The 21783-nt window shown below is 43.6% G+C and carries 21 protein-coding genes and 1 pseudogene; 15 read left to right on the top strand and 7 right to left on the bottom strand.

Features of this window, described 5'->3' with window-relative positions; genetic code table 11:
• The first annotated feature begins 3 nt into the window (after window positions 1-3).
• A complete protein-coding gene (locus ACT6R0_RS04790) occupies window positions 4-2604 on the top strand; it encodes a PIG-L family deacetylase (RefSeq protein ID WP_444651784.1) in 2601 nt (866 codons plus the stop codon).
• Window positions 2605-2778: 174 nt separating this feature from the next.
• Complete coding sequence (locus ACT6R0_RS04785) at window positions 2779-4497, top strand: sodium:solute symporter (protein WP_444651782.1); 1719 nt, start codon at window positions 2779-2781, stop codon at window positions 4495-4497.
• A 553-nt stretch (window positions 4498-5050) separates the two neighbouring features.
• Here the strand turns inward: ACT6R0_RS04785 and ACT6R0_RS04780 are convergent.
• The gene (locus tag ACT6R0_RS04780) at window positions 5051-5905 is read right to left on the bottom strand and encodes a DUF2911 domain-containing protein (RefSeq protein ID WP_444651780.1); all 855 of its coding nucleotides are present in this window, start codon (window positions 5903-5905) and stop codon (window positions 5051-5053) included.
• 147 nt (window positions 5906-6052) lie between these two features.
• On the opposite strand from ACT6R0_RS04780, the gene ACT6R0_RS04775 reads away from it, so the two are divergent.
• Window positions 6053-6523, top strand: coding sequence for an SRPBCC family protein (locus ACT6R0_RS04775; RefSeq protein ID WP_444652314.1), 471 nt, complete (start codon window positions 6053-6055; stop codon window positions 6521-6523).
• Window positions 6505-7806 carry a cryptochrome/photolyase family protein gene (locus ACT6R0_RS04770; RefSeq protein WP_444651779.1) on the top strand — a complete coding sequence of 434 codons (1302 nt, stop codon included), beginning with the start codon at window positions 6505-6507 and terminating at the stop codon, window positions 7804-7806. The genes ACT6R0_RS04775 and ACT6R0_RS04770 overlap by 19 nt, the downstream gene beginning before the upstream one ends.
• A 133-nt stretch (window positions 7807-7939) precedes the next feature.
• On the opposite strand, the gene ACT6R0_RS04765 is transcribed toward ACT6R0_RS04770, so the two are convergent.
• A complete protein-coding gene (locus tag ACT6R0_RS04765) occupies window positions 7940-8371 on the bottom strand; it encodes a leucine-rich repeat domain-containing protein (protein ID WP_444651777.1) in 432 nt (143 codons plus the stop codon).
• Between the two features lie 89 nt (window positions 8372-8460).
• On the opposite strand from ACT6R0_RS04765, the gene ACT6R0_RS04760 reads away from it, so the two are divergent.
• Window positions 8461-9102, top strand: a complete 642-nt coding sequence (locus tag ACT6R0_RS04760) for a hypothetical protein (protein WP_444651775.1) — start codon at window positions 8461-8463, stop codon at window positions 9100-9102.
• A 106-nt stretch (window positions 9103-9208) separates the two neighbouring features.
• Entirely contained in the window at window positions 9209-10633 is a 1425-nt protein-coding gene (locus tag ACT6R0_RS04755; protein ID WP_444651773.1) for an L-serine ammonia-lyase, read from the top strand.
• Between the two features lie 88 nt (window positions 10634-10721).
• Here the strand turns inward: ACT6R0_RS04755 and ACT6R0_RS04750 are convergent, their stop codons facing one another.
• The gene (locus tag ACT6R0_RS04750) at window positions 10722-11159 is read right to left on the bottom strand and encodes a nuclear transport factor 2 family protein (RefSeq protein ID WP_444651771.1); all 438 of its coding nucleotides are present in this window, start codon (window positions 11157-11159) and stop codon (window positions 10722-10724) included.
• Window positions 11160-11289: 130 nt separating this feature from the next.
• Here ACT6R0_RS04750 and panB point away from each other — a divergent pair, with 130 nt between their 5' ends.
• The 4 genes from panB (at window position 11290) to ypfJ (ending at window position 15696) form a co-directional block, all read left to right on the top strand.
• Window positions 11290-12108: a 3-methyl-2-oxobutanoate hydroxymethyltransferase gene (gene panB / locus ACT6R0_RS04745; RefSeq protein WP_444651769.1), complete on the top strand. Its 819-nt coding sequence runs from the start codon at window positions 11290-11292 to the stop codon at window positions 12106-12108.
• A gap of 86 nt (window positions 12109-12194) precedes the next feature.
• Window positions 12195-12884: an RluA family pseudouridine synthase gene (locus ACT6R0_RS04740; protein ID WP_444651767.1), complete on the top strand. Its 690-nt coding sequence runs from the start codon at window positions 12195-12197 to the stop codon at window positions 12882-12884.
• Window positions 12885-13036: 152 nt separating this feature from the next.
• On the top strand, window positions 13037-14380 hold the full coding sequence (locus ACT6R0_RS04735) for a hypothetical protein (protein WP_444651765.1): 1344 nt from the start codon (window positions 13037-13039) through the stop codon (window positions 14378-14380).
• A gap of 467 nt (window positions 14381-14847) precedes the next feature.
• The gene (ypfJ, locus tag ACT6R0_RS04730) at window positions 14848-15696 is read left to right on the top strand and encodes a KPN_02809 family neutral zinc metallopeptidase (protein ID WP_444651763.1); all 849 of its coding nucleotides are present in this window, start codon (window positions 14848-14850) and stop codon (window positions 15694-15696) included.
• A 52-nt stretch (window positions 15697-15748) separates the two neighbouring features.
• Here the strand turns inward: ypfJ and ACT6R0_RS04725 are convergent, their stop codons facing one another.
• The 3 genes and pseudogenes from ACT6R0_RS04725 to ACT6R0_RS04715 all read right to left on the bottom strand — a co-directional run.
• The gene (locus ACT6R0_RS04725) at window positions 15749-15979 is read right to left on the bottom strand and encodes a hypothetical protein (protein WP_444651762.1); all 231 of its coding nucleotides are present in this window, start codon (window positions 15977-15979) and stop codon (window positions 15749-15751) included.
• Between the two features lie 4 nt (window positions 15980-15983).
• Window positions 15984-16823 (bottom strand): hypothetical protein, encoded by an 840-nt coding sequence (locus tag ACT6R0_RS04720; RefSeq protein WP_444651760.1) that lies wholly within the window; start codon window positions 16821-16823, stop codon window positions 15984-15986.
• 71 nt (window positions 16824-16894) lie between these two features.
• Window positions 16895-17602 (bottom strand): annotated as a pseudogene (locus ACT6R0_RS04715) (YifB family Mg chelatase-like AAA ATPase); the annotation flags it as partial.
• A 121-nt stretch (window positions 17603-17723) separates the two neighbouring features.
• Here ACT6R0_RS04715 and ACT6R0_RS04710 point away from each other — a divergent pair.
• The 3 genes from ACT6R0_RS04710 (at window position 17724) to ACT6R0_RS04700 (ending at window position 20432) form a co-directional block, all read left to right on the top strand.
• Window positions 17724-19442, top strand: coding sequence for a recombinase family protein (locus tag ACT6R0_RS04710; protein ID WP_444651758.1), 1719 nt, complete (start codon window positions 17724-17726; stop codon window positions 19440-19442).
• Between the two features lie 449 nt (window positions 19443-19891).
• Window positions 19892-20173 carry a hypothetical protein gene (locus tag ACT6R0_RS04705; protein WP_444651756.1) on the top strand — a complete coding sequence of 94 codons (282 nt, stop codon included), beginning with the start codon at window positions 19892-19894 and terminating at the stop codon, window positions 20171-20173.
• A gap of 82 nt (window positions 20174-20255) precedes the next feature.
• Complete coding sequence (locus tag ACT6R0_RS04700) at window positions 20256-20432, top strand: hypothetical protein (RefSeq protein ID WP_444651754.1); 177 nt, start codon at window positions 20256-20258, stop codon at window positions 20430-20432.
• An 8-nt stretch (window positions 20433-20440) separates the two neighbouring features.
• Here ACT6R0_RS04700 and ACT6R0_RS04695 read toward each other — a convergent pair whose 3' ends face one another.
• A complete protein-coding gene (locus ACT6R0_RS04695; RefSeq protein WP_444651752.1) occupies window positions 20441-20665 on the bottom strand; it encodes a helix-turn-helix domain-containing protein in 225 nt (74 codons plus the stop codon).
• Between the two features lie 103 nt (window positions 20666-20768).
• Here ACT6R0_RS04695 and ACT6R0_RS04690 point away from each other — a divergent pair, with 103 nt between their 5' ends.
• A complete protein-coding gene (locus ACT6R0_RS04690; RefSeq protein WP_444651750.1) occupies window positions 20769-21185 on the top strand; it encodes a hypothetical protein in 417 nt (138 codons plus the stop codon).
• A gap of 23 nt (window positions 21186-21208) precedes the next feature.
• Window positions 21209-21658 (top strand): hypothetical protein, encoded by a 450-nt coding sequence (locus ACT6R0_RS04685; protein ID WP_444651748.1) that lies wholly within the window; start codon window positions 21209-21211, stop codon window positions 21656-21658.
• Window positions 21659-21783: the final 125 nt, after the last annotated feature.

Genomic DNA, 21783 nt, shown 5'->3' with positions numbered 1-21783 from the left:
AGGATGAAAAAAGGATTTATCGATCTGTGCATTGAAAGCATACAGAGATTGAAGCAAAGCTTCAAAAGCTATGTAAAAATATGCCTTCCTCAAAAAAAGCTATCCCACCTATGCCCCTATGTGGTTAGTAACAAAATAAACCTGTTTGTTTTTACATTCTTATTTTCTTTTACCCTCAGCTTTGCGCAACCTTCCAAGCCCACTTCGGCAGAAATATATAACAAGCTTGAAAAGCTCAACTTCCTTGGTACGGCACTTTACATCGCAGCCCACCCGGACGATGAGAATACCAGGCTCATTTCATTTTTGGCCAATCAAAAGCACGCACGCACGGGGTACCTTTCGCTAACGCGCGGCGACGGCGGGCAGAACCTCATTGGCCTGGAACTCCGCGAACAGCTGGGCGTTATACGTACGCAGGAGCTTATAGAGGCACGCAAGGTAGATGGCGGCGAGCAGTTCTTCAGCCGCGCTAACGACTTCGGCTATTCTAAAATGCCCGATGAGACGCTGGAAATATGGGAAAAAGGAAAAGTTTTGCAGGACATGGTTTGGGTGATCCGAAAGTTCAGGCCCGATGTGATTATCAACCGTTTCGATCACCGTTCGCCGGGTACGACCCACGGGCACCATACATCTTCGGCCATGCTCACGCAGGAAGCATGGGACCTGGCGGCTGATCCCAAATATGAACCAAAGCAGCTTGAATATGTAAAGACATGGCGGCCAGATCGTTTGTTGTTCAATACCTCGTGGTGGTTTTTTGGAAGCAAGGAGAATTTTGAGAAAGCAGATAAGTCAAAACTTATCAACTTGCAAACAGGTGTGTACAACCCGTTATTAGGAAGATCGAACCAGGAGATAGCCGCACTTAGCCGCAGCAAGCACCGCTCTCAGGGGTTTGGCTCTACAGGGCAGCGTGGTGACGACATGGAATACCTCGAACTGATAAAAGGTGATGACCTGAAGGACAAACAAAACCTTTTTGAAGGCATAGATACCACCTGGAACCGTGTTAAAGGCGGCAAGCCTGTAGGCGATACCATTGCCACAATATTAAAAAATTTCGATTTTAAAAACCCGTCAGCTTCCGTTCCCGCACTCGTCGAAGTGTATGTGATGATCGGAAAGTTAGAGGATAAGCATTGGGTTGCCATTAAGCAGGAGGAAATAAAGAACATTATTGCGATCTGTAGCGGATTATATCTTGAGGCCGTTGCTGAACAGCAGGCCGTAACACCGGGAAGTCCGTTGAAAGTAAAATGGGAGGCCATCAATCGTAGTGCTATCCAGATGGTACTGGAATCAATTTCCGGGCAAAAAGACATTACAACACCACTTGATAACAATGTGAACCAGTCGGGCGAAATTGACATCCGGATAAAAGAAAACACCAACTATACCTCTCCTTACTGGCTTGCCGAGAAAGGCACATCGGGTATGTACCGCGTGGACGACCTGCAAAAAATAGGCATGCCGGACATCATCAGGGAGCAGTTCGTAGATTTCAATGTCCGCATCGGTAATGTTTCGATACCGTTCAGAAGGGAGATCGTTTACAAGTATAACGACCCGGTTATGGGCGAAGTATACCAGCCGCTGGACATTATTCCCGCTGTTACGACCAAAATACTGAACAAAGTACAGCTGTTCACCAACAACAAAAAGCAAACGGTAAGCATCCGCATACAGGCAGGTATTGACAATTGCAAAGGTGACCTGAAATTTGAGCTGCCGAATGGCTGGAAAGTTACGCCCGCTTCCATACCTTTTGACCTGTCGCGCAAAGGCAGCGGGACAACGGTAGTATTTGAAGTGACACCACCTACAACGCCCACTGAAGCTACAGCGAAAAGTGTTGCGGTTATCAACGGAAAGGAATACGACCGTGAACTTATAATGATCACGTACCCTCACATTGTATCGCAGCAGGTGTTGATGCCGTCTACCGCTAAATTTACCAAAGCCGACCTGAAAATACGCGGTGAAAAGATAGCCTACATCATGGGTGCGGGCGATAACGTACCCGAAAGCCTCAGGCAGATGGGCTATGAAGTGGCATTGCTAACACCGGAAGGCATTTCTGCGGAAAGCCTGAAAGGTTTTGATGCCGTGGTGTTGGGCATACGTGCGTACAATGTGTTGGATGCACTGGTGTTTAAACAACAAATACTGTTCGATTACGTTAAGAACGGCGGTAACATGGTGGTGCAGTACAATACTACTGGCGACCTTGCCATAAAAGAGCTAGCCCCTTACCCTCTCCGTATTTCGCGTGACAGGGTTACTGAAGAAAATGCCAGGGTAACATTCCTTGACCCGTCGCACCCCGTGCTAAATTACCCGAACAAATTATCGGATAAGGACTTTAAGGGCTGGGTACAGGAACAGGGATTGTACTATCCTGACCAGTGGGGACCGGAGTTCGTGCCAATACTGTCATCGCACGATAAAGGTGAGGAAGCCAAAAAAGGCGGCCTGCTTGTAGCGAAATATGGCAAAGGTTACTATATTTATACCGGCCTGAGCTTTTTCCGCGAACTGCCTGAGGGCGTTTCCGGAGCATATAGACTGATGGCGAACATTATAGGACTTGGCAAATAATGAACAATTTATATTGACAATTTACTATTGCCATTACGACCCGAATAAAAAATAATAATAGAAAAATAAAGAGAATGAAAAATCCGTCAACGTGGAAAAAGAGCTACTCGCTGGTGCTGCTGCTCAACGTGATCTACATTGTGATCTTTTACTTCCTAATGCAAATATTCTGATATGCAGTTATACGACTGGATCATACTCTCGGCAACGCTCCTTTTCATTGTGGGGTATGGCGTCATAAAAACCAAGGGCAGCAAGAACGTTAACGAATACATACTGGGCAATAATGAAACCCCGTGGTGGACCGTTGGCCTTTCGGTAATGGCCACGCAAGCCAGTGCCATTACGTTCCTGTCCACGCCAGGGCAGGCCTATCACGACGGTATGGGGTTCGTGCAGTTCTACTTCGGCCTCCCACTGGCCATGGTGGTCATCTGCATTACGTTCATCCCCATTTTCCACAAACTGAAGGTATTTACGGCCTACGAATTCCTCGAGCAGCGCTTTGACGTGAAAACACGTACAGTTGCGTCGGTGATCTTCCTTATACAGCGTGGGCTCGGCACAGGGCTTACCATTTACGCCCCTGCCATTATATTGTCATCATTATTGGGTTGGAACCTTAACCTGATGAACCTGCTCATTGGTGTAATGGTAATCATTTATACCGTTACCGGCGGAACTAAGGCCGTGAACGTGACCCACAAGCAACAGATGTTCGTGATCATGACAGGCATGGCATTCGCCTTTTTTACGATACTGCACTACTTGCCGGAAGACCTTACATTTTCGAATGCACTGCACATTGCGGGAGCCAATAAAAAGTTGGACATACTCAATTTCTCTTTTGACCCCGAAGAGCGTTACACGATCTGGAGCGGTATTGCCGGAGGTTTCTTCCTTATGCTGGCATACTTTGGTACCGACCAGTCGCAGGTGCAGCGCTACCTTTCGGGCAAGTCTATCCGCGAAAGCCAGATGGGGCTTATCATGAACGGACTGTTGAAAGTGCCCATGCAGTTCTTCATACTATTAATAGGCGTTATGGTGTTCGTATTCTTCCAGTTCCACTCGGCTCCGCTGCACTTTAACCCGAATAATACCAAAATCATTAATAATTCGGAATATAAAGCCGATTATCAAAAGCTTGAAGGCCAGCTAAAGAATGTCGAGGCCGAAAAAGAAGAGATAAGCCTGCTGTATGTACACCAGCTTGGACAGGATTATGACAACAGGGAACTGCATAACAAACTGGTCGCGCTCAACACAAGGGAAAAAGACCTCCGCGACCAAGCTAAAGACCTTATCAAGTCGGCCGACAATAATGCCGAGACCAATGACAAAGATTACGTATTCCTGTATTTCATCCTTAACTTCCTGCCACAAGGACTTATTGGATTATTATTGGCGGTGATATTCTCGGCGGCGATGTCATCCTCCGCGTCAGGGCTTAACGCACTGGCATCAACCACCACCATAGACATTTACAAACGCCACGTGAAAGGCGAAAAAACCGACAAGCATTTTGTCGACATGACCAAGAAGTTTACCTTTATGTGGGGGGTTATTGCCATACTCTTCGCCTGCTTTGGTACACTGTTCGAAAACCTTATCCAGTTGGTCAACATCATAGGCTCCATATTCTACGGTACAGTGCTGGGCGTATTCCTTGTGGCGTTCTATATCAAATACATCCGTGCGAAGGCAATGTTCTGGAGCGCGGTCATTACGCAGACGTTAGTAATTGGCATATACATACAATATGTATACCTCAATGAAATATTGAGCTACCTGTGGCTGAATGTAATTGGGGCCTCTCTGACGATAGTGATCGGGTTGGTATTACAGAAGGTTTTTGGGAAGGATAAGGAAGAATTTGAAGCAGCCTTATAAGGGCTTATGGACAATCGTCCGGCAAAATACTAGTACCTGTCAGTCATCGTATTTACCTTATGATGTGGTGGCCGGGTAGTCATTTTCTTAAACATTGTCGGAGACCAAATTAGCAGTAGCTGAAAAATACTTACCATTATTATAAAGACCTTTTTTACAATATAATATTTAATTGCCTGATACTTTTCGGCTACAACCAAATTAGTTCTTTTAGTAACACTATACCTCCTGCTCATTGCATCGAGGATGATCAATGATGCAGAAAAGACAATTAGAAAGAAGATCGATCCACTTGGCAATATCTCTAAGAAACAGTTTAGTAAACTTATCAATGCACCATAAACAGTGATGGCTATTACCCAAAACGGCTTCAGTGCTAGTTGATTGATTTTCCTGAAGATCAAAAAATTGACTCCAAAAACAAATAATGTAAAAAGGATCTTGATGATCATAATGGCTTAATAAATCGATCACAAATATAGATCTACTTCCGGGTAACACAACAAAAAACGGCCACCTTCCGGCAGCCGTTTTCAAACAATAGATAAACAAATTATTTTTTGCTCCACTCGTTGATAGAGTCCCTGTTCATTTTTACATAGTCAGCGTTACCTGCTTTTTCTGAAGCGGCAAGCGAAAGCTTTGCTGTTTCGATAGCGCCTTTCTTGTCGCCCATTTTAGCCTGGATAAGCGATTTTTGCCTAAGGAAGTAAAATGGTGCTTCGTTGGCCGGAAATTTGGCAAGGGCCTGGTTCATCCAGACTAAAGCTTTATTCTGGTCGCCGTTCGACTGGTAGTAGTATTGTGCAGCAGAGAACAGGTCATTTGCCGACGGGCCGCTCATGGCAGTCTCGATGCTCTTCATGGCTGTCTGTTTTGTAGGCACTTCGAACTTAAGTGCTACCATGGTCTTTTCCCATGCGATCTCAAGGAACGCGAAGTCGTTGTCAAGGCCGTTAATGCCGATGGTGAACGTTTCTACAGGACGCGAAAGGAATTCCGGCTTAACGGTAGCCCTTAGCGCTTCTTTCTTATCGTCATATTTTTCAGGAAGTCCCCAGTTGGTTGTTTCTGTATAAAAGATCACGTCCCAGTTGTCTGCCTTAGGCTGCGTGAACAGTGCATACTGCCCTGCTTTAAGGTTCTTGCCTGCAATAACCACGTCGCTGCTAAAAGTGATGATCGTACTTCCGTTAGCACCCGTCCTCCACATCCTGCCGAAAGGTACAAGCTCCCCGTATACGGCCCTGCCCCTTGCGCTTGGACGCGAATATTCTACTTTAACATCTGTAAGGCCAACCTTTTGCTCTATAACTGCTTTAGGACTTGCCTGCGGTGTCATTATCTGCGACTGTCCGTTCACCATAAAGGCCAATACAAAGGCCGCAGTGATCAATATTTTTTTCATGTTGCTTTTTGTTATTTGTTTTAATAATTTGTACCTGCGAAATTAATGATTAATGAGTTTACGATCGTTAAAAAAAGTTAAAAATACATGAGTGATGCTAACAAACAGCAATTACCTTTCCTAACTTCACGCTTTCATTTTATATCGATGCTATATACCCTCCACCGGAAGCAAAAGCTTCCCCTATCTTTACAGCAAGCCTGGGATTTCATTGCAGATCCCAAAAACCTTGCCGTTATCACACCTCCCTCTATGGGCTTTGTAACGCTTTCAGGCGATGACCGGCCTATGTACGCCGGCCAGATCATCCATTATACCGTAACGCCAATGCTGGGCATCAAATTGCAATGGGTCACCGAAATAACGCATGTGGCGGACAAGCAATTCTTTGTCGACGAGCAACGCTATGGGCCATATGCCTTTTGGCACCACAAGCACTTCCTTAAAGAGATCCCGGGTGGGGTCGAGATGGAGGACATCGTGCATTATAAAGTGCCCATGGGATTCCTTGGCAGGCTGGCACATCCCTTCCTGGTAAAACCGAAGCTGGAGGAGATCTTCAAATTCAGGGAACAAAAACTAATCGAACTTTTTGGCGAATGGAAAGTGAACCAATAAACATATTCTGGTTTAGGCGCGATCTGCGCCTGGACGACAATAACGGATTACATGAGTCATTAAATTCAGGCGAAAAAGTACTGCCGATATTTATATTCGATAAGAACATCCTGGGCGAATTGCCAAAGGACGATGCGCGCGTAACTTTTATTATGGAGCTTCTGGAGGGCATCCAGTCGGAACTAAAAAAACACAAAAGGTCGCTGGCGGTTTTCTATCACGAACCGGAAAAAGTCTTCAAAAAACTGGCTTCGGAACATAACATTAAAGCAGTTTATACCAACCACGACTACGAGCCTTATGCCATAAAAAGGGATAAAGCTATACATCAATTGCTCAAGAGTAATGATATTGAATTACTTACATTTAAAGACCAGGTGATCTTTGAAAGAGATGAAGTCGTTAAGGATGATGGAACGCCCTATGTAGTATATACGCCTTACATGAAGCGATGGAAGGAGAAGTTCAAAAAAGAAGCCCTGCGAATACACAGCACAAAGGTGACTGCCGATACTATCGCTTCCCACTCCTACCCTTTTCTGAGCCTGGACGATATTGGTTTCAAGGAATCGAACATCAAGCCCGTACCGTATGACATCAGCCGATCACTTATCGATAGTTATGAAGACACGCGTAACTTTCCTGCCGTACAAGGCACATCGAAACTGAGCCCGTACCTTCGTTTTGGCGCGGTCAACATTCGGGAAATGATACGCAGGGCATTGGAAAGCAAAAAGGAAACATTCCTGAACGAACTGATATGGAGGGAATTCTTCATGCAGATACTGTGGCATTTCCCCGAGACGGTCACGAAAAGCTTCCGCCCAAAATATGACAATGTGAAGTGGCGTTATAACGATGCTGAATTCAAAGCCTGGTGCGAAGGCAGAACGGGTTATCCAATTGTGGATGCGGGAATGCGGGAGCTCAATGCTACAGGGTTCATGCACAACCGCGTGCGCATGGTCGTGGCCAGCTTTTTATGCAAGCACCTGCTCATCGACTGGCGGCGCGGGGAAGCTTACTTTGCCGAAAAGCTGATGGATTATGAGCAGTCGAGCAATGTAGGCAACTGGCAGTGGGCATCGGGTGGCGGCGTAGATGCCGCGCCATACTTCAGGATATTCAACCCCGAAGAACAGGTAAAGAAATTCGACAAGCAGCTGGAATACATAAAGCATTGGGTACCTGAGTTCCAAGAACTGGATTACCAACCCATTGTAGACCATAAAGAGGCACGTGAACGGGCATTGAGGGTATATAAGGAAGCGGTGGCGGGTTGAATTTACTTGTAATCACCGTTCTGTCACTGCGAGGAGGAACGACGATGCAGTCTTTCTTTCCACCACTTAAAAGTGTAACTTATAAAGATCGCTTCGTCGTTCCTCCTCGCGATGACAGAGCGGAAAAAATGAATTAATCCGTCATTAATTTTGTCTTAGGCAATTCTTTTTTCGCTTTGGCTTTTAACTCTTCAAGGTATTCTTCCGAAAAGGCGTTATCAAAAAGTATCAGCTCCTTCAATTGCTTCAACTGGAAAATTTCTTCAGGCAGTTCCTCAAGCGCATTGCCGGCAAGACTTAATGTTTTCAGCTTGGCAAGGCTTCCGATTTCCTTTGGTACTGAAATTAATCCATGGTCGCTAAGCATGAGCTCTTCGAGGTTAGTGAACTGCTTAATGCTTGCTGGTACTTCTTCGAGGTATTCACCACCCACATTTGGGTTGATGCTGATGGTTTTCACTTTAGCGGGATCTTTCAGGGCTTCTTCAAAAGAACTGCACTTGATGCACTGTCCGTAAGATGCTGCCGATAGAACAAATGCCGCAGCAATAAATAATGATCTCATATCAAAATAGGTTAGGTTTCAAATATAGTATTTCCCGACTTGAACCTTGTTATATTAATTTGATTATTTTTAAAGCCAAAATTATTACTATGAAACTCCTTCACTTTTTGCTTTTACTGCCTGTAGCCGCTTTATCTCAAAATATCTCTGTTGTTTCAGCTGAAAAGCTGAATGTAGTTTACAGGGGTGTTGATAATCCTATCAGGATCGCTGTGCCCGGAGCAAAATCATTTATAGCAACCGCCACCGGGATGAGGGCTACCGATGAAGCCGGAAAATATATCATTACCCCCGGTTCGGGAGTTGAAGTAAAGATTGATATTGAAGCAATTATGAGAAATGACTCTATTCTCCATGAGACAAAAAGATTGAGAATTAAAAATTTACCTGCCCCAACAGGGACATTAAATGGTGAAGGCTGCAGCAAATGCGTAATAGAATTATCAAAGCAAGAGTTAATCGATTCTGAAATTACTGTTGTTCTTAAAGATTTCCTTTACTTCGATACGATTGTAACGAAAGGCTTCAAAATACATGCTTCACACGAAGGCAAACACTTGTTTACAATTGAAGTTGAAGGTTCGCATTTGGACAAGGTGACAATTACTGAACTTAAAAGGTTTAAACAGAAAAATATTGCAATTGTTATTTCCGATATAAATTACTTTAGTCCAGGGGTACATATGACTGCGAAACGAGCATCAACAATAAAAATCAAACTTACGGACTAAATTACCAAATCAACAATTCCTCCGCTACATCGTTATAGTATTATCAATTTATTTACCTTTACGCGCTGTAATAACAGTACCTTTACAATAAATCGCATAAGTTGCTATGAATGAATGTATCTCGGTTTTCGACATGCTTAAGATCGGCGTTGGGCCGTCAAGTTCGCACACCCTTGGCCCATGGCGTGGTGCCGAGCGTTTCCTTAAAGAACTGCGTGAGGAAGGCATTTTTGAAAAAGTAAACCGTGTTAAGGTAGACCTGTACGGTTCACTTTCGCTGACCGGTAAAGGCCACGCTACCGACCTTGCCGTGATGCTGGGCATTAGCGGTGCCGATCCCGAGTATGTACCCATCGATGACATTGCCAACATCATCGACGATATTAACCTGAACCGCCACATTTTCCTGGGCGGGCTGCAGTACATCCCCTTCGACATTGCAACAGACATTGTATTCAACAAGAATTTCCTGCCTTTCCATGCCAATGGATTTACATTTACTGCGTATACAGATGATAATGAGTACGTTTCGACGTTCTATTCCATAGGCGGAGGATTTGTTGTGAAAGAAGAGCGTACCGTGGCAAAGGAGAAAGAAAAGATAAAATGCGCTTTCCCCTTCCCTATCGACCTGGCCGATGAATTGTTAGCATATACACGTACAGAAAACAAGAAAATTTCAGAGATCGTTTACGAGAACGAAAAATCCATTCGTACTGAAGAGGATATCCATAAAGAACTCATGCGCGTGTGGAACACAATGCTCGAATGCATGTATACCGGCTGCCATACTGAGGGAACTCTTCCCGGAGGCCTGAATGTGCGCCGTCGTGCGTTCGACATGCACAAAGGGCTCATAGGCGATGCGATCTATAACTCGCCACAGGAATGGCTGCAAACCATCCGTAAGACCGAAGTGAAGTTCAGGCAGATACTCAAGTGGGTCAGCTGTTTTGCCCTTGCGGTGAATGAAGTGAACGCCGCTTTAGGGCGTGTCGTGACCGCACCTACCAACGGAAGCGCGGGAGTTATCCCTGCCGTGCTGATGTACTACATGGTCATCGAGAACCACCAGGCAGATGACAGCCACATTAAGCAGTTCCTGATGGTGGCGGGCGAAATAGGCAGTATTTTCAAAAAGGGCGCTACCATATCGGCGGCCATGGGCGGATGCCAGGCAGAGATAGGCGTATCGTCGGCTATGGCGGCGGCGGCGCTGTGCGAACTTATGGGCGGATCACCGGAACAATGCCTTATAGCTGCTGAGATCGCCATGGAGCACCATTTAGGCATGACGTGTGATCCTATTGGCGGACTGGTTCAGATACCGTGCATTGAACGCAATACCATGGGAGCTATAAAAGCCATTAATGCCGCAGAACTGGCGTTGGAGACCGATCCTAAAAATGCTAAAGTGCCATTAGATAAAGTAGTCAATACCATGTGGCAGACAGCCCAGGACATGAACAATAAATATAAGGAAACCTCTGAAGGCGGGCTAGCCGTTACGGTAAACAACGCGGATTGCTGATCAGTTTTCAGTCTCAGTCACAGTTTTCAGTCCCACACGTGAATTTACTCCACCAGATGCTGATATGAAAACTGAGACTGAGAACTATCTAACTGGCTTTTCTCCTCGTATCAATAATATATACGATCTTCCATACTCCATTATCTTTATATAGCTGGAAGGAGTTCACACCGCTATGGCTCAGCTTTCCATTGACGTAAAATTCGTAAGGTGTCCACGCGTGTGCCATGCTGCCGTCGATCTGTATCTTATGATCCAGCAGGCGTTCCTCGATCTTCATGTCTTTCGGGATGGATGCTATTGACTTGTAGAATTCCGAAATGTCCTCATGATCGAATTTGGCACCCTTCGCATTTTCCATAATGCTTTGCAATATCATTTTATCAGAACATACTGATTTGATCTTCAGCGTATCTCCCGTATGAAGGCCTTCAAAGAAAATGGCTATCGTTTTTTTGATGTCGGCTTCCTGTGCCTTTAGCTGCAGTGCGAAAAGGGTAATGATGATCAATGCTATTTTTTTCATTGGTTGATAATTGTGGTTATAGGATTAGTGGATGGCATTGATAAAAAGTTACACCACATCCCAAAAAAACAGAACTTCCCTGCAATTCTTAAGGCAAATCATTACATTTACATCTTCTAAAATCACACGTATGTCAGTTGCAAAGAAAGATTACAAAAGGATCACCACCCGCACGCTTATCGATATGAAGGCCAATGGCGAGAAGATATCCATGCTTACCGCTTATGATTTTACCATGGCAAGGATAGTGGACATTGCCGGGGTCGATGTGATACTTGTGGGCGATTCGGCGTCTAACGTAATGGCCGGCCACGAAACTACCCTGCCCATAACCCTCGATCAGATGATCTATCATGCATCGAGTGTTGTAAGGGCTGCCATCAGGGCGCTTGTAGTGGTTGACCTTCCTTTCGGCAGCTACCAAAGCGATCCTAAAGAGGCTTTGCGCTCGTCTATCCGCATCATGAAAGAAAGCGGTGGGCATGCGGTAAAGCTGGAGGGCGGTTCTGAAGTAAAAGACTCTATCAAAAAGATACTGAACGCGGGCATACCTGTCATGGGCCACCTTGGGCTTACACCCCAGTCGATATACAAATTCGGAACCTATAGCGTACGCGCCAAAGAAGATGCAGAAGCCGAAAAATTAATGGAAGATGCCAAAATGCTGGAGCGCCTGGGCTGTTTTGCCGTAGTGCTAGAGAAGATCCCTGCGCAGTTGGCAAAGAAAGTGGCCGAAAGCATTTCCATACCGGTAATTGGCATCGGTGCCGGTGGCGGCGTCGATGGGCAGGTACTGGTGATCCACGACATGCTGGGTATGAACAACGAATTCAGTCCGCGCTTCCTCCGCAGGTACATGGACCTGTATGACGGCATGACCAAAGCCATTGGGCAGTATGTAGAAGATGTTAAATCAAGCGATTTTCCAAGCGAAAAGGAACAGTATTAATTATTTCAGATTGTAGATTTCAGATTTCAGATTGGAGCGGCGCATGTCATTTCGACGAAAGGAGAAATCTCTCATTGTCAAAACACATGAAGATCGTTTCTACTAAAGAAAATTTGCAGATTCTCTACGAAGATAACCATATCATCGCCGTGAATAAACGCGTTGGCGACATCGTGCAGGGCGATAAGACCGGCGATAAGCCCCTGAGCGATGTGGTTAAGGAATATATTAAGGCTAAATACGATAAGCCAGGCGAGGTGTTCCTTGGTGTGGTGCACAGGCTTGACAGGCCCACTACTGGCATCGTGGTTTTTGCACGCACATCAAAAGCGTTAACACGTTTGAACGAGCTCTTCAAGAACAGGGAAACCCAAAAGACCTATTGGGCGATAGTTAAGGGAAAATTGCCAAAAAGCAATGATACCCTGATCCATTTCCTGAAACGGAACGAGAAGGCCAATATCTCAAAAGCACATCTTAAGGAAGTACCGGACAGCAAAATGGCCAGCCTGGAATATACGGTGATAAGGGAGCTGGACAACTACTCTGCTCTGGAGATATCCCTTCATACCGGGCGCCACCACCAGATACGGTCGCAGCTGTCGGCCATAGGCTTTCCCATAAAAGGCGACCTGAAATATGGCGCTGACCGAAGCAACCCCGATGGCGGCATACACCTGCATGCACGCAGGCTTGCATTCGTGCATCCTGTTAGCAAAGAGTATATCCTCATTACTGCCCCTGTACCCGAAGAAGTACTGTGGAAAGCCATATAATAATAAATCTACCCATTTATAGGTATTTTTATTCTGCATATATTGTCCATCTTTGCTGTCATAAAATTGAAAGGATGTAAGGATCATTAAATTGTTAAAATCAATTTTTAAATCTTAAAATCATTAAATTAGTGGTGAAATAACAGAAATATATGAAAAACACTTTACTATTAACTTTCGGGCTTTTAAGCACAGGTGTATTTGCACAGGAACATTTTTCGGGGATCAATACTTCGCGAAGGACGGGACTCCTCAATGCAGCCATCAACCCTGCTGAACTGACCAACCTCAAAAATACCTATGAGGTTAACATCTTTAACTTTAGCGCCAACATTGCCAATAACAAACTCACTTTTGGTGACCTTACCGGCAGCGACGAAGATTTTGAAGATATGCTGTTTGCGGGCAGTGAGCCGGTGAACATGAGGGCCGACGTAGAGATACTGGGCCCGGCATTCGGGTTTAAGCTGGAGAAGTGGGCTTTCGCCATTTCATCCGGTGCCAAGATAAAAGCAGATGTCATTGATGTAAATCCCGCTTTGGGGCGTGCGCTTACCAACGGTGTTACCTCTGTTGCGGAAGTAGACGACATCATTGCCAATTATAATCAAAAGACCTCCGCAACCACCTGGGGTGAGATCGGATTATCTGTTGCCCGTGACCTTTACAATACTGAGATACATAAAGTTTCGGCAGGTGCCACGTTCAAATTACTCTTCCCGGGGTCTTATGCCAATATTGGGGCGGGGAATTTTAGGGGTACCGTTCAGAACAACCTTGGCGATGTTAACCTTACTGATGCCAGTGGCATGGTAAATGTGGCCTACTCCGGTTCGCTGGCCAACGATTTTACCGATAGCAGCAACTTTACCGACTTTTTTGCCGGAGGGCTTAACGGATCGGCAGTAGACATTGGAGTGAATTACCAATGGAAGGATGTAGACGATACAGGTTACAAGCTGAATGCGGGACTTGCAGTGCGTAATCTGGGCAGCATGACATTTAAGGATGATAACAATGTGAGCCGTAACTACTCTCTTGAGGTCGGGCCGGGCGAGTCGCTGGACCTGAACCAGTTTGAAGATGTTGACAGCCTTACCGAATTGGAAGATATTCTTCTTGACAATCCTGAGTTCTTTACCGCATCGAACGCGCAGTCTGATTTTAAGGTAAAATTGCCTACCATGATATCAGCTTATGCCGATGTAAAGCTGCATAACAAGTGGTTCGCCTCTGCCTACATCCAACAAAAAATGAATGAGGACAACGATAACCAGCAGATATCGATGCAGAACATCGTAACGATCACACCGCGATATTCAGGTAATTTTTTTGAAGCCTATACTCCACTGTCACACAACGAAATATCCGGTTTTACCGCAGGTGTTGGTTTCAGGCTGGGTGGCTTTTTTATAGGATCTGGTTCACTGCTTTCAGCAGCCTTTACAGATACCGACCAGGCCGATGCCTATTTTGGTTTCAGGTTTGGATTTTAATAGATAAAGTTTACTTTAGAAGTACAAATCTGACCGGCAGTAATTTTACTGCCGGTTTTATTTAATGAAATATTGAAAGATCGACCATTACATAAATTATATCCTAACAACGGCTGGATACTCCACCTGACCGTTGTTATAGCAATGTATTCCTACTACCTTTATTTATGGTACGATCTTATATTTTATGATGGTAAGGCCGGCTGGAAAGGTTTTGAGATCTTTGTGATGACCTGCTTCACGGCCCCATTTTACCTGATCTTCCACCTGATGGCTTTTTTCATTTCACGGCGGGCAAATGCATTTAAGATCACAAGGGCAAGTTTGGTGTGCATTTCCCTGCTAATAGTGCATGTTATTGCAGTTGCTCTGACGTTATAGGCAAGATCACAGAAATGCTAAATTATCTGTAAAATTTACCTGGTTACTACTTTATTTTATAACTTCATTTAATAAAATCATATACTATGAAATGGGGAGGCAGAAGGTCCAGCGGTAATCTTGATGACAGGCGCGGAATGTCCGGCGGCGGAATGGCCGCAGGAGGCGGTATACTGGGTGTGATAGCATTTGTTATTTATATGTTCATGGGTGGCGATAGCGGTGCCGTGCTGGATCAAATGCAGCAGATGGGCAGCGGCAGCGGCGAACCTGTTGAGCTTACTGAAAAAGACAAGGAACTCGGACAGATGGTTGATGCGATCCTTGTGGACACTGAAGATGTCTGGAACAAAATATTTGAGGAGAATGGCCGTACGTATGAAGAGCCTACCCTCGTGCTTTTCCGCAATTCCGTACAAACGGAATGCGGTGGCGCGACATCGGCATCAGGCCCTTTTTACTGCCCTATTGACCGTAAGGTATACATGGACCTTGCTTTTTTTGACGAACTGCAATCCCGCTTTGGGGCGAAAGGCGGCGACTTTGCCATTGCCTACGTAATTGCTCACGAGATAGGCCATCATGTGCAGACGCTACTCGGTACATCGCAAAAAGTTACCCAAATGCAGCAGGAAACCGATACCCGTGGCGCCAACAAACTGTCGGTCGCACTGGAGCTGCAGGCTGATTTTTATGCCGGGCTGTGGACACATTACAACCAGGAAATGAAAGATTTCCTTGAGGCCGGCGATATTGAGGAAGCCCTAAGCGCGGCCAATGCCGTGGGAGACGATGCCATACAGAAAGGCAATGTGATGCCTGACTCATTTACACATGGCACCTCAGAACAGCGTATGTATTGGTTCAAAAAAGGATTTGAATCCGGAGATATCAGGCAGGGTGATACTTTTAAAGATTTGAATATTAACTTATAAGTCTTCCTACTAGCGGTTTTTAATGATCAAGCCCTGCGAATGCAGGGCTTTCTTAATTATTCTTTTTAGAGCTCATGATCTGCCACTGGTCATTAAGGTATTTTACCTTGTGGACTTCCTTCATAATGTCTTCACGCTCCTCTTCATAATGATCCGGGTCTTTTAAGCCGTGCTCATCCAAGTCAGCGGCCCTTTCCAACAGGTTATCCATAACGGGCTGCAGTTTATCCTTAACTATTTGCGGCATGGCGCCGAATAACTCTTCAAGTTCTTCTTTTAGCATTATATCAGTCTTTAAGTGTTTGCTTAAAAAATCTTTTAGCGGCCTTCATATAAAATTTCCGCAGTTTCTTTTCCACCTTTTCATCAGTAAGGTCTTTCTGTACATTCACAGCATTCAGGTACACCTTGGTTTTATCGCCCTTTGGTTCAAATGAAAACTCCAGGTCGGACAGGGTGTCCTTATCCAAAATGACCTGTGGTATCTTGTAATAGGCGATCGTGTTCTTATCAGCACGCAGCCTTGGCCATATCGTCGAATCACTTCCCATGTCCCTTATTGGCACCAGGCCGTTTTTCCTTAACTTCTCAAGTATTTGGTCCGGTGTATAACGGACTGTTATAGTGGTTTTACTAAAGTCAACATTACCGGTGCTTTGTGTATAATAATAGCTGTGTGGCGGTGAAGTAGCCATCAGCACAAATAGGCACGGAATGACAACATACATTGGCGAGAGCCGAATGCTCCTGACATGGAGGAATTGTAATGACTGTTTATTATTTATTATGAAATATGGTAACGGCAATATTGCAAAAGCTAGCAGGTCAGTATAGTCTACTACCCTTTCGATGCTGATGATGGCAAAGGTGTTATACCAATTAATGAGCTGTTCCGACAATGGTGACTTCCAAAAAGCGAAAAGTAGCGCACTGAGCCAGATAGCATGTGTTTTAAGCTTTGGAAATACAAAAACTAACAGCAATGGCAGCAGTACCATACCCGCGAAGTCAGAAAGCTTTCCCGTAAACCAATTCCCAAATGCAGCTTTTAAAATATGGTCATTTGTAGCCAATAGGATCAGGCTGGTTATGAAAGCATAATTGATGATGAGATGGCGGTTTCGCATGGTGATCAGTTGTTTTCTAAAGATAACGAATTCTTTCAAATTTTATTTAGTCAGTTGAAGATCTGAAATGATCACCCCAACCATCCATCCCTGTCAAGGCTCCTGTACTGTATCGCTTCGGAGATATGATGTGGGCCTACACGCTCAGCGCCCTCCAGATCGGCGATAGTACGTGAGACTTTCAATATCCTGTCATATGCCCTGGCGGAGAGGTTGAGCCTCTCCATCGCGGTTTTTAAAAGCTGTAGCGAAGTTTCGTCCAGTTGGCAATATTCGCGTATTTGCTTGGTGTTCATTTGAGCGTTGTAGTGGATGTTCTCAAACTGCTCAAAGCGTAGTGTTTGTACCTCCCTGGCTTTGGTTACGCGTTCGCGGATGTCCACGCTGCTTTCGGCTTTACGGTTTTCCGACAGCTTCTCGAAGGGCACGGGTGTAACTTCTATATGTATATCGATGCGATCCAATAACGGGCCGGAAATTTTACTCAAATACCTTTGCATCTCGTGCGGGGATGAGCTGACCGGGGCATCGGGGTCGTTGAAATACCCGCCGGGACTAGGGTTCATGCTTGCTACAAGCATAAATGATGACGGATAGGTAATGGTGAATTTCGCCCGGCTAATGGTTACTTCGCGGTCTTCCAATGGCTGGCGCATTACCTCAAGCACTTCACGCTTAAATTCGGGTAGTTCATCCAAAAACAAAACACCATTATGTGCCAGCGAAATTTCTCCCGGTTGCGGATAGCTGCCTCCCCCGACAAGGGAAACGGATGATACATTCGCAAACTCTGCGGAGGCAAAATTACATCTTTTTAGATGTAATTCCTCGCGCGTACAGAAAAAAAACTAAAGTTGCCACCTTGTCGGGCATTGAATTAATGTGTAGTTTTACCTTAGAATGAAAAGGTTAGCTATCTATGCCCGTGTTTCCACAAGTGGTGGAAAGCAGGATTACCAGCGACAAGTTGATGACCTTAACCAAGTCATCATGTACCAAGGACATAACACTTCTCATGTCCTAATCTTTGCAGAAGAGATATCAGGTTACAAGAAAAACGAAGATAGACCAGAGCTGCAAAGAATGCTTAAAGCAATCGAAAAGGGAGAAATTGAATCCATCTACGTCACAGAGATTTCACGACTTGGGAGAAACCCAAGTGACACTAGGAAAACCATTGACCTACTTTCTGACCTAGGTATTCCAATTTACATTCAATCGCTTGGAAGGGCCACTTTGGACAAGGATGGGAAAAGGGATGGTATTGTGAACATCATCCTGCAAGTTCTACTAGAGTTTGCCAATGCAGAATCCGAGCAAATGAAACAAAGGTCCAAATCAGGCCTCTTGAAGGCAGCCCGGGATGGCAAAGCTGGTGGCGGTCTTATGAGAGCATACGGTTACACCAAAGCTGAGGACAAGATGCTTGTGATTGATGAAGAAGAAGCTGTAGTCGTGAAAGAAATATACAGTATGTATGTTGGTGGATTAGGCAGCAAGGCAATTAGTTCCATATTGCAGCAGAGAGATGTTCCTACTAAATACAACAAGATTTTCGGTGAGAAGGTGATAAACAATGCTATACCAAAACCAGCAAATGCTGTAAAGTGGTCAGATGTTGTGGTTTTAAATATTATTACCAACTCCATTTACAAGGGTGAACGCCAGTTTAAGGGTGAAACTATCCCCTGCCCTGCTATTGTCACAACTGAGACATGGGATGAAGCCCAAAGGATTAGGCTTACCAAGACTCACAGGAATTACCTAACCACATACACATACTTGTTCAAGGATATAATCAAATGTGGTTGTTGTGGAAGAAACTACTTTGCCAAGTATAAGCCAGTGCCAAAGGGCGATAAGGTATATGTGTGTTCGAGTAAGCTTTATAAAGGCGGTAGTTGCGGAAACAAGGGTGTAAATATATCACTACTTGAAAGTGCAGTATATGACCAACTTTTAAATAGCGATGCTGTATTGAAATATCTTACTGATACCAAGGACATCAAAAAGACCCTTGAGACGGAAATAGCTCAGATGGAAGCTGGTCTCAAAGTTGAGAAACCTCTAGTTGCAGAAAAGGAAAGTGAAAAGAGTAGATTGCTCGATGTGTACCTAGCTGGTAGTATATCCAAGGAAATCTTCACAGCCAAGAATGATGTATTGTTATCAGCTATTGAAAATATCCAGAAGAGAGTAGTAACGCTTGAGAAAAAGATAGCGGAGTTGAAAAAATCGCTAAAGAAGCAGAACTCTAATGGAACCACCAAGGCTATGCTATTAAATGCGAAGGATAACAGGCAGCAGCTTGAAATTCTTTTTAAGCAGATAGTTCACAAGGTAATTATCAACGACCTATCAGTGAACAAGATTATGGCCGTGGTGTACCTCCAAGTTAATGGAGTAGTATTACTGACCCCTTTGAAAATAGTATTAGATAAGTTCAGCATCAGGAAAACCTATAAGTATCTTCCAATTCATAAGATGGAAAATGAGCCCGTATTTAAGGATGGTGTGCTATTGGTTGAGAAAGAAGATATACTGAATGAAGTTGAAGGTGGTTTCTATGTTGAAGATTGGAATTTGATTGACAATGAGAGATTGCTCTACGTGTCATAATTCTAATATTAGAATTTGCCTTATTTGTAAATATAAAACAGTATTTCCAATATTGTAACACGGTAAAATAATTTTTTTAAGGATTTTGTTGCATTATATTTAATTTTGACGTATATTTGCAGCATCAAAATAATCATCATATCTCACACTCACTACTAGCTTTGGCTATAGGTGCGCTATTGTAGGGTATGATGATTTTTTTATAGTATTAATTTAAATATTTAAACAATGAAAGAAACTAGTAATGACAAGATTTTTCCTAAGCCGAATACTGATTCCCCTGCGCCTGGGGAAGTAACAAAGACCGAACCTAAGGAAATTGTGAAACCATCAACGGATAGGTCCATTCAGAAGAAGGACAAGTAGCTAACTATTCTGTTGGTAAAAGATTGGTAGCTTGGGGCGTAGTGAATAACTCCAAGTGCCGCTAACATTTAAAAATTTTCATAATGAAAAAATCTGATTCAATCCACGTGCCAACAGTTATTAGAGAAGTAGAAAGCCTTACAATCATTCTGACAGGTGAAAGACTTTATACAAGAGTAGAAGTTGCGGAAACTTTTTCATCATACCTAAGCTCACAGAATCTACACATATTACAGGACCATCTAACAATCCCCAACCTTTCAGAAGATATTACTGGTTTCTTTGAAGATGAAGGAACACTAGTAATGACATTAGGATACGGTGATGAAATGGAGTTCATTGGCATTACCAAAAAAGCATCATAAACTTTTATTATTTCCAAAATCAGGTAACTCAGAGCGTAGAGAATAACTCTGAGTAATTCTATTAATTTTAATTTATTCAAAGATGGGAACACAGACAGAAAAAAACTTGAGAGGATGGGCTTCAATTTATCCGAAAGAATTTATATACGCCTATGAAAACAATCTCTTAGAGAAAATTAGCGAAATGTACAATTGGAGTATAGATACTGCTCAAGAAATATATTCAGAATTAAAAGGTCCTGATTTGATTTCTACATAGGTCCTTTGCTAAGAGAACAATTCACCCACTTCAATTCCTAGGGCACCACTAATACGATATAGCTTATCAATCCCCATGATTTGCTTTCCTGACATATATCTTCTTAGAACATCAATATCAAGGTCTGAATCGTGCGCAACAACTCGTACTTTCAGACCTTTTTCGTTGATGATGCTCTTTATCTTTTCCCCTACTTGGAAAACAATTTCTGGTATTTCCTTTTTCCGCTCCATTTCTCAAAGGTATATTCACTGCTACATAAAAATACCCACATATAAATCGCTACTTATAAGTAGTATTTGTATATTTGCTGGATAACCATAATTCATTACCAATATGAAAAAACTATTTACATTAAGCCTAATGGCATTATTTTTTATCGGATGTTCATCTGATGATTCTGCAACTGTCAATCCAACAGAACCAGAACCGATTGCCGATAACAAGTTGTACATCTATGCCGACCACGCCATTTCAGGCACATACTTTATGGAGCAGATTGATGGCAGTATCGAACAAACGGGCTTGCCTGTACCTACAATCACCTCATCAAGCTTTATTTACCAAATCACCAATGGTGACTACGTTAGGGGTATGAAGTTTACAAATGGCGAGGCGGGAAATAAGCTAAAGGTTAAGCTAAACAATTCCGTTAAGGAGATTATATTGGACGCTGCTTGTTGCTATGAAGTAACTTTCACAACCTTAAACGGTACTGCTATAGTTGAAAGTGTTACAAAAGTTGACTGCTAATAAACCTAAACCCCAAGATACTTATGAAAAAAATTATAATAATAATGATGGTCTTGAGCCTTTACTCCTGCTCATCAGATGACTCCAATTCAACAATATCAGAACCCATTGAGCCTACCCCTACTCCAGCAAGGAGCTACAGAATGATGCCTTGCTTATCTGTGTGCATGAGCTTCAACTTACCTTTATATCTCACGGCAACAGATATTACTTTAAAGAAAAAGCGTGGCAATGGCCAGTGGGTGGAACAGCCGATGAACAGCATCCTTTGGGTTCAGAATAATGATTCAGTTTGGTTCAAGATTAACAGAGCCGATGGCTTCATTCCAAATGAATACAATTACTTGGATTACCAAATCTTCAACAAGGACACGTTGGGTGTTAATGATGGTAACAAGATGGTCAGGTTTGATGCATTCAATGAGAACGTTGACAAAAAGTTGAAGATTGAATTTCATGTTATTCCCGAATAAAAATATAGAAAAGTATTAAAGAGGATAGCTTAAAGGCTATCCTTTTTCATATAATAACATCTCAAATTTGTTAAAGTTTACATAAAAAAGTAAATGCAGATGATTATTATTTAAGTTTGACTTAA

Origin of the sequence: Flavobacterium sp. (assembly GCF_052437795.1) — a bacterium.
Taxonomy (GTDB): Bacteria; Bacteroidota; Bacteroidia; order Flavobacteriales; family Flavobacteriaceae; genus Flavobacterium.
This window is presented reverse-complemented; position numbering and strand designations above follow the sequence as displayed.

What these genes read in the sequence shown, in the direction of transcription:
- ACT6R0_RS04790 (WP_444651784.1), top strand. Translation starts at nt 4, where the DNA reads ATGAAAAAAGGATTTATCGATCTGTGCATTGAAAGCATACAGAGATTG.
- ACT6R0_RS04785 (WP_444651782.1), top strand. Translation starts at nt 2,779, where the DNA reads ATGCAGTTATACGACTGGATCATACTCTCGGCAACGCTCCTTTTCATT.
- ACT6R0_RS04780 (WP_444651780.1), bottom strand. Translation starts at nt 5,905, where the DNA reads ATGAAAAAAATATTGATCACTGCGGCCTTTGTATTGGCCTTTATGGTG.
- ACT6R0_RS04775 (WP_444652314.1), top strand. Translation starts at nt 6,053, where the DNA reads ATGCTATATACCCTCCACCGGAAGCAAAAGCTTCCCCTATCTTTACAG.
- ACT6R0_RS04770 (WP_444651779.1), top strand. Translation starts at nt 6,505, where the DNA reads ATGGAAAGTGAACCAATAAACATATTCTGGTTTAGGCGCGATCTGCGC.
- ACT6R0_RS04765 (WP_444651777.1), bottom strand. Translation starts at nt 8,371, where the DNA reads ATGAGATCATTATTTATTGCTGCGGCATTTGTTCTATCGGCAGCATCT.
- ACT6R0_RS04760 (WP_444651775.1), top strand. Translation starts at nt 8,461, where the DNA reads ATGAAACTCCTTCACTTTTTGCTTTTACTGCCTGTAGCCGCTTTATCT.
- ACT6R0_RS04755 (WP_444651773.1), top strand. Translation starts at nt 9,209, where the DNA reads ATGAATGAATGTATCTCGGTTTTCGACATGCTTAAGATCGGCGTTGGG.
- ACT6R0_RS04750 (WP_444651771.1), bottom strand. Translation starts at nt 11,159, where the DNA reads ATGAAAAAAATAGCATTGATCATCATTACCCTTTTCGCACTGCAGCTA.
- panB (WP_444651769.1), top strand. Translation starts at nt 11,290, where the DNA reads ATGTCAGTTGCAAAGAAAGATTACAAAAGGATCACCACCCGCACGCTT.
- ACT6R0_RS04740 (WP_444651767.1), top strand. Translation starts at nt 12,195, where the DNA reads ATGAAGATCGTTTCTACTAAAGAAAATTTGCAGATTCTCTACGAAGAT.
- ACT6R0_RS04735 (WP_444651765.1), top strand. Translation starts at nt 13,037, where the DNA reads ATGAAAAACACTTTACTATTAACTTTCGGGCTTTTAAGCACAGGTGTA.
- ypfJ (WP_444651763.1), top strand. Translation starts at nt 14,848, where the DNA reads ATGAAATGGGGAGGCAGAAGGTCCAGCGGTAATCTTGATGACAGGCGC.
- ACT6R0_RS04725 (WP_444651762.1), bottom strand. Translation starts at nt 15,979, where the DNA reads ATGCTAAAAGAAGAACTTGAAGAGTTATTCGGCGCCATGCCGCAAATA.
- ACT6R0_RS04720 (WP_444651760.1), bottom strand. Translation starts at nt 16,823, where the DNA reads ATGCGAAACCGCCATCTCATCATCAATTATGCTTTCATAACCAGCCTG.
- ACT6R0_RS04710 (WP_444651758.1), top strand. Translation starts at nt 17,724, where the DNA reads ATGAAAAGGTTAGCTATCTATGCCCGTGTTTCCACAAGTGGTGGAAAG.
- ACT6R0_RS04705 (WP_444651756.1), top strand. Translation starts at nt 19,892, where the DNA reads ATGAAAAAATCTGATTCAATCCACGTGCCAACAGTTATTAGAGAAGTA.
- ACT6R0_RS04700 (WP_444651754.1), top strand. Translation starts at nt 20,256, where the DNA reads ATGGGAACACAGACAGAAAAAAACTTGAGAGGATGGGCTTCAATTTAT.
- ACT6R0_RS04695 (WP_444651752.1), bottom strand. Translation starts at nt 20,665, where the DNA reads ATGGAGCGGAAAAAGGAAATACCAGAAATTGTTTTCCAAGTAGGGGAA.
- ACT6R0_RS04690 (WP_444651750.1), top strand. Translation starts at nt 20,769, where the DNA reads ATGAAAAAACTATTTACATTAAGCCTAATGGCATTATTTTTTATCGGA.
- ACT6R0_RS04685 (WP_444651748.1), top strand. Translation starts at nt 21,209, where the DNA reads ATGAAAAAAATTATAATAATAATGATGGTCTTGAGCCTTTACTCCTGC.